Annotated in this window: 9 protein-coding genes; 2 read left to right on the top strand and 7 right to left on the bottom strand. The window is 61.7% G+C overall.

The genetic code is table 11. The annotated features are described in order from the left end of the window. Window positions 1-16: 16 nt before the first annotated feature. The 7 genes from CAQU_RS08520 to glnA form a co-directional block, all read right to left on the bottom strand. A complete protein-coding gene (locus tag CAQU_RS08520) occupies window positions 17-718 on the bottom strand; it encodes a hypothetical protein (RefSeq protein ID WP_075726912.1) in 702 nt (233 codons plus the stop codon). An 18-nt stretch (window positions 719-736) separates the two neighbouring features. Further along, window positions 737-1,042 carry a hypothetical protein gene (locus CAQU_RS08525; protein ID WP_157108956.1) on the bottom strand — a complete coding sequence of 102 codons (306 nt, stop codon included), beginning with the start codon at window positions 1,040-1,042 and terminating at the stop codon, window positions 737-739. A gap of 696 nt (window positions 1,043-1,738) precedes the next feature. Next, window positions 1,739-2,476, bottom strand: a complete 738-nt coding sequence (locus tag CAQU_RS08530) for a hypothetical protein (protein ID WP_157108957.1) — start codon at window positions 2,474-2,476, stop codon at window positions 1,739-1,741. A gap of 238 nt (window positions 2,477-2,714) precedes the next feature. Beyond that, on the bottom strand, window positions 2,715-3,377 hold the full coding sequence (locus CAQU_RS08535; protein ID WP_075726917.1) for a biliverdin-producing heme oxygenase: 663 nt from the start codon (window positions 3,375-3,377) through the stop codon (window positions 2,715-2,717). Window positions 3,378-3,739: 362 nt separating this feature from the next. Next, window positions 3,740-5,566, bottom strand: a complete 1,827-nt coding sequence (locus tag CAQU_RS08540; RefSeq protein WP_157108958.1) for a hypothetical protein — start codon at window positions 5,564-5,566, stop codon at window positions 3,740-3,742. Between the two features lie 269 nt (window positions 5,567-5,835). Further along, window positions 5,836-9,216: a bifunctional [glutamine synthetase] adenylyltransferase/[glutamine synthetase]-adenylyl-L-tyrosine phosphorylase gene (locus tag CAQU_RS08545; RefSeq protein ID WP_075726922.1), complete on the bottom strand. Its 3,381-nt coding sequence runs from the start codon at window positions 9,214-9,216 to the stop codon at window positions 5,836-5,838. A gap of 75 nt (window positions 9,217-9,291) precedes the next feature. Then, entirely contained in the window at window positions 9,292-10,632 is a 1,341-nt protein-coding gene (glnA, locus tag CAQU_RS08550; protein WP_075728602.1) for a type I glutamate--ammonia ligase, read from the bottom strand. Between the two features lie 481 nt (window positions 10,633-11,113). Between glnA and CAQU_RS12665 the strand changes: the two genes are divergently transcribed. Continuing rightward, window positions 11,114-11,263, top strand: a complete 150-nt coding sequence (locus CAQU_RS12665; protein WP_157108959.1) for a hypothetical protein — start codon at window positions 11,114-11,116, stop codon at window positions 11,261-11,263. A gap of 82 nt (window positions 11,264-11,345) precedes the next feature. Next, complete coding sequence (locus CAQU_RS08555; RefSeq protein WP_075726923.1) at window positions 11,346-13,268, top strand: CYTH and CHAD domain-containing protein; 1,923 nt, start codon at window positions 11,346-11,348, stop codon at window positions 13,266-13,268. Window positions 13,269-13,330 lie beyond the last annotated feature (62 nt).

Genomic DNA, 13,330 nt, shown 5'->3' on the forward strand with positions numbered 1-13,330 from the left:
GATACTGCTTGGGGGTCTAGTAGTGGGCGCGCCAGATTGCCTGGATGACGCCTAAATCTTCCTCACCGTGGCCGGCGGGCTTGGCCACCACTAGCGGTTGTCCAACCTGGGTGGCGGGGATGCTTTCCCACGCAATGGTGTCGGTGTTGAGGGCACGTCGTTGCTGGCGATAGACGGTGGTTTTTCTACCGATGCTGACTCTGGTGTCGTCGCTTAGCTCAACCACATACACGGTGTCACCGATGCTGGTTCGGTGTAGTTCGGGCAGGGCGTTTTCAGCCAAGGTTGTTTGGGTACGCGGGCTCATGCGTGCAATGACCCCCAGTTTGTGGATGTTTCCCTCTTCGTCTGCGATCGTCAGTGGCCCGGAAACGGTTTTTGTCACCAGGTGGCTATAGGCCCACACCGAGGGGCGGCGCGGGGTTGTGGACAGTGCCCGCACGATGACGTGGTCGCGGTCAACGGCGATGTCGGCGGTTGAGGTGACGATGTCGTATGCGCCACGGGCGCGGCCGTGGGCGTCAACGTCGACGGTGTGGGGAAAAATGTGGCGCAGGTTCGCGATTGCCAACAGCACGTCCTCATCGCTGCTTGCGGGGCTCACACCAGCGGCTTCTAGTTGGGCCAGCACGTCGACGAATCGGCGATCGGGTTGGGCTTCCCAGAGGTAGCTCAGTTCGCGAAGAAACTGCGGGATTCGAGTGGGGTCGGCATTCACAGTCCGAATTGTATGCGCCTAGCTGGCTGTGGGCACAGCACTGGGCAGTGGTGGTTGCTCAGTTGCCGAAAGAGGGCAGTCTGCAGGCAAAAGCCCCAAATCGAAGGCTTTTTGTACGCTGCTGCGTTCTTCTTCGGTGATTTTGCCCTGCTGGACTGCGTTGTCGAGTTTGGCGGCCAAGTCTTGTTGGGTTGCGGAGACATTTTTGGCTTTGAGCGGGCTGGGGATGGATACGGTGGTGTGGGTGACCGTGACTTCTGCGTGGTGGAGGTTGTCTTCACGGGTGCACGCGGCGGTGCTTCCGATGATGAGCATGCCTGTCATGCACAGGATGATCCAATGCTGGTGTGATGCGCGATCTGTTTGGGGCGCCATCACTTTCCTCCTCGCTGGGGTAAGGACTCGGTTTACCTACTCGAAGAAACGAGCGGGTGAAAACCGTGGGTGTCCGCGCGGTGAGCTGCTGGTGGTTCACCGCTGTTGCTCGTGCCTGTTGTGCACAGGGTGTGGTGTGGCATGGGCACAATCCTGGGGAAGTGTTGTGCCCATGCCACACGAGACCTCCTGTGGGCACGTGGCGCGAGTGTCAGCGATGCCAGTTGGTGAACCACAGGCGGCTCACCGCGCGGGTGACGGCCACAGGGTTATCAACTTCCGCGAAAACTTCTCTTACCGCCACTGCGCGGTTCACTGTCGTGCTAGGTCCCGCGCGACAGTGTTTTGCGCTTCCCAACGACTGTGGGGCTCTTGGTGCTGTGGCGGGATGTCGCAGTCCGCCGTTGCAAGCTGAGCCGTACAGCATCGTTGGGATTGTTTATGTGGCGGGTTATAGGGGTTGTCGTTTCTGTCAGATAACCCTGTTGTGCCGTCTACGAAGTCAATGTAGGGCCTGGACTTGGAAAACTTCCGCGCCTTCGGTGTGTGTGCGCTGTGAATTTTCTTCGTGTTTGTCGCTGACTGGGGGAAATGACAACGCCGGCCCGGGATGGTGTTGTCCTGGACCGGCGGCTGTTTGCTGGTTTATTTGTCCTCTTGTTCGCGAGGATCGTTATTTTTTGGGGTGTCTTCGTCGCGATCGATGTGGCTTTCGAAGGGGTGATCCTCTGGGGATGAGTGTTTGCCACTGTTCGGGGTGAAAGGATCGCGGCGGTCTTGTTCCCGGGAGCGGGTGGGGTCGGAAAATCCGTTGCGGAAGCGTTTTTCTGGTGGGGTGTTAAACCAGCTGTCCCCGAAGCTGTCTTCGGTTTCTTCTTCCTGGTTGTGGCGGGATTCTTTGAGCTTTTTGGCTAGTTCTTCGTCGTTTGCGGGCACGAAGGGGTTGTGTTGCGCGGGTGGTTTGTATTCCCCGGTGTCGATGTCTTCGTCGATGAAGCGAGAGGTATCTGTCTCGCGGGTGGGGGTCGTTGGATCTTTGCGGGCATTTGGGGTGTTGCCCCCGGTGACGTCATCGATGAAGCCTCTGAGCGCCCTTTCGGCACGTTCGACGAGCATGGCTTCGCCGCGGGTGGCGGCGAAGTCGCGCATCATTTTGCTGACGACGTCGACTGGTGTGTCTTCTGCGGGGCGGTTGCTTGCGCGCGGTGTGGGGCGTTGGGGGGCTTTGTGGTGTGCAGATGTTGTGAAGGTCAACTGTCCGCGTTCCGCGTCGAAGGTTAGTGCGGTGTTGTCGTCGCCGGTGATGTTGCGAACCATGTCAACGAAGGCGGACAGTTCGGCGACTGTTGCGCCTGCGAGGTTCATGCTGAATGTCGTGGCCATGGGGATCATCCCTTTCCATCGCGTCGCGGGTGACGTGGCGATGTTGCGTGCGCACTGCTCGGTGGTGCGCACTGGTGCGCTTTTGTTCATAGCCTAGTGCTGTGGGCACTGGATGGGGAGGTTTTTGGGGTTTTGCGCGTTTTTCTGAGCGTTTGGCACATGAGAAAACGCCGATGGCTGCCTCCGTGTGGGGCAGTAGCCAGCGGCGTGAAGGGGTTGTGCCCCGGGAGCTGTCGCGCTATGCGCGGGCTTGCCCGAGCGCGTTGAACAGGTTGAGGTTGTACAAGAAAGCGTCGGTTGCTTCTGCGAGCAGGCGCTCACGGTCGCTGTCCGACAGCGGCAGTGCGTCCAGCTTGGCGCGGTAGTCGTCCTTGTAGGGCTTGACCTTGGGGATCTCGGCGAAGCGGTAGAAGCTTACTGCGTCGTCGGCGACGTCGTAGTGGCGCTGCATCATCCGTCCGATGACCTGTCCGCCGGAGAGATCTCCGAGGTAGCGCACGTAGTGGTGGGCGACCAACCGGGCAGCGTCTTTGGTTTCTGCGATCTCGTTGAGTCGGGCCACGTATTCGGCGGTGGCCGGCAGCGCGGTGACGTTGTTGCGCCATTCGGTAGTGCCGTGGAGGTGATCCAGGTCGGCTTCCAGGGCGGGAACTCGTTCCAGTTTGGCGTCGACCACGTCGGCTGCAATCGGGTCGTCGGCGACGGCGCGGGCGGCGTTTTCTAGGGCGGTGTAGAACAGCCAGGATTGTTCCTGCAGGGCAATGAAGTCGGCGACACCGAGGCGTCCGCCCAAGAGCTCGTCCATGAAGGTGGAGTGCTCGGCGCGCTCGTGAGCTGCGGCGGTGGAGGTCTTCAGCTCGACGGACAGCTGGGAGGTGGTGTTCTCGAGGGCGGTTGTCATCGTGGTGTTCTCTTCCTCATGACGGGCGAAACGGCTGAAAGGGTCAGGCGCGGCGCGCGTGGGGTGCCGAAAAGTTTTAGCGGCGTTATTCCTAGCTAAAACAGTAGCTAAGGTTAGCCTTGCATGTAATCAAACTTTTTGCTTATTTTTAGGGCCACCTAACCGCACCACCCCTCGCGACATTGGTAGAGATATCAATCAACAGCTATTAAACAGACAGGCCTATTCCACCTGCTCATGACTTACTTTTGCGCCAGCTTCGGCACCAACGCCGGTGGATTCGCCGGCATCCCCCGCTAGATGAAAGCGCCGCCGCCCCACACCTTTAGGTGGAGACGACGGCGCCTGATGACAACGGGGCTTTAGGGATAATCCACCGGTGCTGGATCCGCGTGCCCCAAGGAGTAAGAGTTTGCCCGTTCGGCGAGCAGGTGCATCAGTTTGATTTCGGCCGGCACAGTCGAGTCTTTCAAAAAACCAATGCCCTGTCCGTAGCGCATGCAGGCACGCTCCCGGGAGCCGGATACCAAAAATTCCACGAAGCCAAGCTGCTGCAAGGACTTAACAACCAGGGCTCGCATCGCAATATTCGGCGATTTGCGCGCCTCAGTAATCACGAAAGCGAAACAGTCGATCGCTTCTTTAAAGCAGCAGGCCCCAGCGAGCTCACCACCCAGGTAGAACATCCACCGGCAGGCGTCCGCGCGCGCAGCTTCCGCACCCGACGCCTGGGAGGCAACCGCGGCTTTCGCGAAGCCCCACACCAGCCGGGATTGCTCCTCAAGCTGCTCGGTCATCTCCAACGCGGGGATCGGGCCATTCATCGCCTGCTCCCCCATGGGCAGCAACTGATCGCTGCCCTTGATTTGGGTGGCCTCCCAGCAGCGCAATCGCGCGGTCCACGCGTGGGTAATCGCGCGCCGTGCAGAGGTTGATTGGGCTAACTCATCATCGCCGGCCATGGAGGAACGGATGCGGTTAAACGCAGTGGCGGTCCCGTCGCAATCACCCATGTCGGCGGAAATGTCGGCGACCTTTGCCAACACCCACAGACACCGCAGGGTGATTGCCAAATCGTTGGAGCTGGTGTCGCTGACGGCGTGGATTAACTGATCACGGGCCTCGGGCAGGTTCCCTACCCCAATAAGCGCGTCCGCCAAATGGTTGTGCAGCATCAGCAACGCAGCCGCGTGCGTCACGTCATCGCTGTGCGCTAGCCGGGTGGCGCTCGACAGTGCGGCTTGTGCGTACACCCGCTTGTCATCGCCTGCCGGCAGGTGGGCCAGGTAGTCGTTCATCGCGTCGGCTGCCTCGCGGAACACTGCCGGATCGGCGCTGGTGTGGAAGGTGTCCCACAGCGTCAATCGGGTTTGGCCGGCGAGTTTTGCAAAGCGCTGGCGGGCGGCCATGTCGTCGGTGGTGCGCGCCCAGTTGTCGGCAGCATCGGCGCGGTGCCGTAGTGCACGCGCCAGCATCAATTCGGTTTCCGGAACAATCGAGCCGACGTGTGCATCGATCAGACGATTGCAGGCACGAATGATTTTGAAGCATCCGTCCGGGGTTGCCGGGTCTACCAGTGCCAGCGTGAAGTCGACCGCGCGCCCTTGGGCACGCGCCAGCCACAAGCGATTCTCCTGGGAGGACTCCCCGCTGGCCAGGGCGATCAGGGCGCTGGTGTGATCGAGCGCGGTGCGCACATCCCCCACCGCGGCACAATCCTCGGCGAGCGCCAATTTAGCCTCATAGGCCACCGCCCGTGCCCGGTCGCCCGGGCTGGTGGAGGCGTGCTGCCACATCGCTGCCAGCTCGGCGTGCGCATCGTCGAGCTGCCCCACCTGCGCTAAAAGTTCCGCCCGCAGCAGCATCAGGTATGTCACCCGGGCATACAGATCCGGGTATTCCGACAGGGGTACGGATTCGAAGCGGGTGAGCAGTTCCTCGCTGCGGTGCAACACCTGGCGGCGCATCGCATCTGTTGTCGCCAGCGCATCGAGGGCTTTGAGCTCCTGCAGAGCCGTCCAGGCGAGCAGCTCTAGGGCTTCCGGGTCTTTGGTGTGCTGATAGGCTTCCGCGACCGCGTTGCAGGTATCGACGATGTCGTTATAGCTTCCGCGAACCCTATAAACGAGGATTTTTTGGCACACGTCGCTAAAGCGTGCCGGATAACTATCCATTGCTAAAGCGTTCACGGTTGGCGGTCTTTCATCGCATGCGCGCCGCCATGGAAAGCGACACGTGGGGTTGTCGATACGGTGTGTGGTCCAGTGTTAAAGATAATGCACTGCGGACGTTTTTCAGCACTGCATTGGCTAATAGTGCTTGTGCTGTGTTTATTTCACCACATTTCGCGCCCGCGGGGGTGACTAGCGGGGGTTATTTGTGTACCCGGGCACTCACCGACCGCGGGGCCACTACCCCGGCGCGCGGCCACGAATCCGGGGTAGTTGCCCCCTAGGTGTTAGGGCTCGAACGTGGTTTCTCCCCAAAACACCTCGTCGACGACGCGGCGTGCCCGCCGGGTGACTTTGAGGTAGTTTTCGAGGAATTCTTGGTAGTGGTGTTTGTCCCAGCCGGCGGCGACGGCGACTTGCACGAGTTGTGGCCCTGGTTGGGGTAGTTGGTCGGTGCGTTTGCCGCGTACGAGGACGAGTGCGTTGCGGGCGTGGGTGGCGGTTAGCCATGCTGTGCGGAGGGTCGCGACGTCTTTTTCTGGGATGAGTTGTGTGTTTTCGATGATGTCGAGGGCGGTCAGTGTCGAGGGGGTGTGCAGCTCACTGATGGTGTGGGCGTGTTCCATGGTGAGTAGTTGCACGGTCCATTCGATGTCGGTGAGTGCGCCGCGGCCGAGTTTGGTGTGGGTGTTTTTGTCCGCGCCGCGGGGGAGGCGTTCGTTGTCGACGCGGGCCTTCATCCTTCGGACTTCGCGGACGGTGGCGTCGTCGATGCCTTCTGGCGGGTAGCGCAGGGGGTTGATGGCGTCGATGAAGGCTTGTCCGACGTCGGCGTCGCCGGCGACGGGGGCGGCGCGGAGCAGTGCTTGGATTTCCCAGGTTTCGCCCCAGCGTTCGTAGTAGCTGCGGTAGGAGGATACGGTTCTGACGACGGCGCCGCTGCGGCCTTCTGGGCGGAGCCCGAGGTCGACATCGAGTGGGGGGTCGATGCTGGGTTTGGCGAGGCGGCGGCGCATGCGGTCGCAGATGCCGATGGCCCAGGCCACGGCTTCGGAGTCTTCTACCCCGTCGGCGGGTTCGCAGACGAACATGACGTCGGCATCGGAGCCGTAGCCTAGTTCCCATCCACCGAGTCGCCCCATGCCGATGACGGCGATGCGGGCGGGTGCCACGACTTGTGGGTCTTTGGTGGGGGTGGGTTGTTCGTCGTTGTCTGTGTGGGCGGCGTCGGCGACTGCTTCGGGGTCGATGTCGTCATCGGTTTCTTGGCTGTTGACGATGGCGGCGACGGCTGCTTGGGCGGCGGCGTCGGTGGCTGCCCGGTCGGCGGGTTGTTGGGGGTTGTCTGCGTCGGTGTGTGCTGGTGGTGTGTCGGTGGCGGGTTGTTCGGCGCGGGAGGCGTGTTCGGCTGCCAGGGCGTCGACGGCGGCGCGGATTTCGGCGTTGAGTGCCGCATCCAAAACTGAACACCACACCAGTGACAGGGAGTGGCAGACGTCTTCGACGCTCATCATGCCCAGAAGGTCGGCTGCCGCAACCCGCGCCAATTCGGCCCGGCGGAGAGAGCGCGCGACGGTGATGGCTTTATCGGGGTCTGCGTAGCGGTTGGCTGCTGCGACAAGGGAGCGGTTAACCGTTTGGGGGTCGGCGTTAAGCAGCTTTGGGCCGTGGGCGCCGTCGCCGAAGAGTTTGACGACATCGGGGGTGTGCAGGATCAGGTCTGATACATAGGGCGAGGTGCCCAGGATTTTCATCAGGCGCTGCCCCACGACTCCTTCGTCGCGCAAGGTGCGCAGGAACCACGTTTTGTCCTCGCAGGCTTCGGACAGGCGGCGGTAGTTCAGCAGGCCCGCATCTGGGTCGGCGGTGCTGGAGAGCCATTCCATCAGGGTGGGCAGCAGCATCGCTTGGATTTTGGCTTTGCGGCTGGAGCCTGCCGCCAATGCGGTGAGGTGTTCGTAGGCGCGATCTGGGAATTGGTAGCCCAATGCCGCCAATTGTCGGCGGGCGGATTCTGCCGACAGACGCAGGGTGGCCGTCGGCAGGGCCACCACGGAGTTCAGCAGCGGGCGGAAGAACAGTTTGCGGTGCAGGCCGGCGATTTTGAGGCCGATGCGTTTGTATTCGGCCTGGAGGGCCTCCGCGGAGGTCATGTTTTCTTGTGAGCGCAGCCCGCAAGAGCGCGCTAAGACCCGCAACGCTTTGGTGTCTTCGGGTGCTGGCATGGTGTGGGTGCGTTTCATGCGGTGCAACTGGAGGCGGTGTTCCAGCAAGCGGAGGAACTCGTAGGCACCAATGAGGGCGGAGCCGTCCTCGCGGCCTACATAACCGCCCTCAATCAGCGCCCCCAGCGCGGACACGGTGTCTTTGACACGCAAAGATTCGTCGCTGCGCCCGTGCACCATTTGCAGCATCTGCACGGCAAATTCGACGTCGCGCAGACCACCGCGCCCAAGTTTTAGTTCGCGGTCTTTGAGGTGGGCGGGAACATTGTCGATGACCCGGGTGCGCATTTTTTGCACATCCTCCACGAAGCTTTCCCGCTGGCTGGCCTCCCACACCAGGGGCGCCAAGGCCGCCACGTAGGCATCACCCAGGGCGCGGTTGCCAGTCATGGGGCGGGCTTTGAGTTGGGCCTGAAACTCCCAGGTGTGGGCCCAGCGGGTGTAGTACGCCACGTGGCTGCTCAAAGTGCGCACCAGTGCCCCACGTTTGCCTTCCGGGCGCAGCGCCGCATCCACTTCGAAAAAGCAACTGGTGCCAATGCGGATAAACTCCCCTGCCAGGCGGGTCACCTTCGCGGTGGCGGGTTCGGCCGCGAAAATCACGTCCACATCGGAAATGTAGTTCAGCTCCTGGGCACCGCATTTACCCATGGCGATCACCGCCAGCTTGGAATCAACCGGATCATCGCCGTAGACGTTGCGCACCGCCACCGCCAACGCGGCAGTCAACCCGGCGTCAGCCAGGGAGGTCACATCCGCCGCAACGGTGGTAAAGGGGATCTTCTCCCCCGCTGGGCGGCGGGGCGAATCGAGATACGTGCCGGCCAGGTCGGCGGCCGCCAACTGCATCAAAATACTGCGGTAGCAGGTCTTGAGGATTTTTTCGGCGTCCCGGCCACCAATGCCAGCAACATAGGTGCCCGACGTGGACAGGTACTCGTTGGCCCCGTCCTCACCACTCTCCCACTCCCGAGAAACCTCCACCGCACCGTCTAAATCCTCAGACTGCGCCGGCTCAACTGTTGCGGCAGTCGCATTAACCGCAGACAGCATCCGCTGCATCATATCCGCAAACGTTGGGGTGGGCTCCGCGAGGCTGGGCCACAGGCCAGGGTTAGCGATGAGATGATCCCCCAGGGCGCTACTGCCACCAAGCAGCGCCATCAGACGAACCCGCAGCACCGGGTCTTGTTGCATCTGCGCGGTCAACACCTCGCCCCGCAGGCTGGGATCCTCCAGCTCATCAAGCGCGGCATACAGCCGGATGAGGTTGTTGAGCGCCATATCCGGATCCCCAGTGCCACTGATCGCCCACAACAGGTCGACGTGCTGCTCATTGAGCCAGCCCAGCTCTTTAAGGTCTTTAGCTGCGTTCGGGCTGGTTAGGCTCAACGCGCCGGGGGTGGGCACGCGGTTTCGGGTGGATCGGGGGCCGGTCAACATGGATAAATCGCCTCGCTGCGGGGTTGGTCGGTCGAATAGTCGTTGCGGTGCAAAAATGCTGCGCTAACGATCGGGTCAGTAATCCAGGTTGCTGCGCAACTCCCATTGGGTGATCTGGGACTGGTATTCCTGCCATTCGCGCCACTTGTTGCGGAGGAAGAACTCAAAGACGTGCTCTCCCAGGGTGTCCGCGACTAGTTCGCTGCGTTCCATCAAGCGCAGCGCCTGATCCAGGGAGCTCGGCAGGTCCTCGTACCCCAGGGCGCGGCGCTCCCGGCGGGTCAGGGAGGAAATGTCGTCTTCGGCAGGGGCTTGCAGCTCGTAGCCTTCCTTGATGCCTTTGAGTCCGGCCGCCAGCAGCACGGAGTAAGCCAGGTAGGGGTTGCAGGCCGAATCGAGGGAGCGGACTTCGATGCGGCGGGAGGACACCTTGCCGGGGCGGTAGGTGGGCACGCGCACCATGGCGGAGCGGTTGGACACTCCCCAGGTGGCCGCGGTGGGGGCCTCGTTGCCGAACATCAAGCGCTTGTAGGAGTTTGCCCACTGGTTGGTGACGGCGGAAATTTCCGGGGCGTGGGTGAGGATGCCGGCGATGAACTGCCGTGCGGTCTGCGAGAGGTTGTATTCGTCATCCGGGTCGTGGAAAGCATTGATGTCGCCTTCGAATAGCGACATGTGGGTGTGCATCGCGGAGCCGGCGTGGTCGGTGAACGGTTTCGGCATGAAGGTGGCATACACGCCGTTTTTCATCGCCACTTCTTTGACCAGGTAGCGAAACGTCATGATGTGATCACTCATGGTGAGCACGTCGGCGTAACGCAGGTCGATTTCCTGCTGGCCGGGCGCAGTCTCATGGTGGGAGAACTCCACCGAGATGCCCATGTTTTCTAGTGCGGCGATCGCGTCGCGGCGGAACATGGGGGCGTCATCGTGAACGGCCTGATCAAAGTAACCACCGTTGTCGGTGGGAACCGGGGGCCTGCCGTCGGTGTCCAAGGACTTCACGAGGAAGAATTCGATTTCGGGGTGGATGTAGCAGGTGAAGCCCTCGTCGGCGGCGGCGTGAACCTGGCGGCGCAGCACCTGGCGCGGATCAGCCCAGGAGGGCTGGCCGTCGGGCATGGTGATGTCGCAGTACATGCGAGCGGAGTTCATGCCGGAATCGTCGACGCCCAGTGGCATTAACTGGAAGGTGGAGGGGTCGGGCTTAGCGATGGTGTCTGATTCACTCACGCGGGAAAAGCCCTCGATGGCGGATCCGTCGAAGCCGATACCTTCTTCGAAGGCGTTTTCCAGTTCTGCGGGGGCGACGGCAACCGATTTGAGGTAGCCGAGGATGTCCGTGAACCAAAGGCGCACGAATCGGATGTCGCGTTCTTCTACTGTGCGGAGCACGAACTCCTGTTGGCTGTTCATGTTGTTCAAGGGTAGTTGCATTGCGGGGGCTTGTGGCTGTCCGCTGGGTGTGGGGGTGTCGCGGGGGTGGGTGCGGTTTGCGGGGTGTTTTTTAGGCTTCGTGGTGTCATGTTGGCGCGATTGCGTGGGAGGTTTTGTGGCGGGTTGTTTTGCACCTGGTGATTGTTGTGGTGTGGGCGCGGGTGGGGTGCGGGCGGCCCGGTTGAGTGGGGCAATGCGGTGGCGGGCGCGGCGGCAGCTTGAAGGGGTGGGTGATGTCACGGTGGTGGCCCGGGTGATGTGGCAGCTTGCTGGTTTGCCGAGGGCGGGCGCAATGCCGGACGACGGGCACGTGGTGTGTGGTGTGGTTCCGGTGTTTTCGGCACCGCGGTGGTGGGTGCGTCGATGTGCGCGGGTGGTGGCCTCATGGTGTGGGGTGCAGGTAGTGGAGAGTTGTGGCGGGCAGTGTTTTGTGGGGCCGGGGTCAAGGGTGGCGCAGGCTGTGCGTTTGGTGGGCACCGCGCAGCATGTGCGGGCGTTGTGGGTGGAGTTGGAGGCAGTGGCGGGACGTCGCGTCGATGGGGAGCGGGATTCTCAGCTGTTGGGGGCTGTGGAGGATGGATTGTTGGATTGTTGGCCTGGTGGGCGTTAGGTGTACCTGATGGGGGTGTTGGTGCTGGGCAGGTGGGTGTTTTTGGCGCGGGCTGCGGTTTTACTCATTAGAATTGGCGCCCATGAGCCCCAAAGATGCTTCCTCGAAGAAAACCACCTCGTCCTCGCTTGAAATTGAGTTGAAATTCGCTGTTGATGATGCGGTGGAGGTTCCTCCGTTGGCGACAATTGATGGGGTTGCTCGGGTGTCTTCGTCTGCGGTGCACGAGTTGTCTGCGGTGTATTTCGATACCCCTGATTTGCGGTTGACCCGTAACAAGATCACCTTGCGGCGCCGCACCGGCGGTAAGGACGATGGGTGGCATGTGAAGCTGCCGGATCGTGGTTTTGGTCGCCGCGAGATTCGGGCGGAGCTCGGCCCGTATGAGTTCACGCCTCCGGGGGAAATTTTGGCGGTCATCCGCCCGTTTGTGCGGACCTTTGAGCTGGATCCGATTGCCCAGATTGATAATGAGCGGCATGAGCATGTGTTGGCGGATGCCGACGGGGTGGATGTGGCGGAGTTCGTTGATGATCACGTCACGGCGTATTCCTTACTTCCGGGTGGGGATATTTCTTCCTGGCGTGAGTGGGAGATCGAGCTGGTTAATGATGAGCAGGGGCAGCCGCGTGGTGGGGATCGGTTGTTGGATTCTGCCCGCAAGGTGTTTGAGCAGGCGGGTGCGGCGGTGTCGTCGAGCCCGTCGAAGTTGGTGTTGGCGTTGGGTGAGTCGGTGCATAATGCCCCGGAGTTGGAGCGCCCGGCAACGTTGCCGAAGTCTTCTCCCGCCGCGAAGGTGTTGAAGGCGTTGGCGAAAAATCGGGACAAGATTATTGCTTATGACCCGCGGGTTCGGGCTGATGAGCCGGATGCGGTGCACCAGATGCGGGTGGCTACTCGTGAGCTGCGCAGTCACATGTCGACGTTTAGTGGGATTTTGGTCGGCGACGACTATGTGCACACCGCGAAAGAGTTGAAGCATTTGGCGGCAATTTTGGGCCATGCCCGTGATGCTGAGGTGGTGGCGGAGCGTTTCCGTCAGGCGTTGGCTGCGGAGGATCGGGATGTGGTCGATGAGCAGACCGCGCAGGGACTGATTGAGGGCATTGAGCGGATGTACCGGCAGGCGCACGCTGATGTGGTGGAGTTTTTGGATTCCGAGCGCTACGCGGAGTTGCTCAATAGCTTGGACCACATTTTGGCGCATCCCCCGCTGGCGGAGCAGCAGCAGTCGAGCCAGGAGGAAACGGCTGTGGCAGATACCACCCAAGCCGGCCAGGAGGCTTCGGCGGCAGCGAACTCTGGTGACAATATTGCGGCGGGTGAGGATGCCGAGCGAGGTGAGCCGTCCGATAGTGCTGGGGCTGATCCCAAGCCCGCCCCCGAAGCGGAGCAACCGGCTGCGACAGACAAAGGCCCCCGCCAGGCTCGCAGCGCGGAGGATATTCTGTTCCACCACCTCACGCAGGCGATGCGGAAGGTGCGCAAGCTGCATGCCACGGCGATGCGTCAGTGGAAGGACACCTCGGTTCCGCTGGAGCAGCGTGAGGACAATGTGCACGCGGTGCGCAAGGCGGTGAAAAAGCTGCGCTATTCCGCGGAGGCCGCGGGTGAGGCCACGGATTTGAAGACCGGCAAGCTTTATCGGGCGTGCAGCGATGCGCAGGATATTTTGGGCACGTTCCAGGACACGGTGACTGCCCGTGATGCGTTGGCTGATGTGGCGCGGCGGGCGCATGAGCAGGGCGAGGACACGTTCCTGTACGGGTTGCTGTACCAAAAGGAGCGGGATGCCGGGATTCGGGCGTTGCGTGATTACCCGAAGGCGATGGATGAGCTGATTCGGGTGTACGACAAGCTTGAGGCCAAGCGGTCGAAGCTGGCCCGTAAGCGCCGGGAGGCTTTGGCTGCGGAGCGCAAGGCCCAGTTGAAAAAGGAAGCAAAGGCGCAGCGCAAGCTGGAAAAGGCCCGCGCGAAAAAAGAAAAGAAGGCTCGCGGCGCCTAGCAGGCACGCGGGCTGTGTGAACAAAAAACACTATCGGCCGTCCCGGCGCGAATGCGCGGGGG

It is taken from the genome of Corynebacterium aquilae DSM 44791 (assembly GCF_001941445.1).
Lineage (GTDB): Bacteria > Actinomycetota > Actinomycetes > Mycobacteriales > Mycobacteriaceae > Corynebacterium > Corynebacterium aquilae.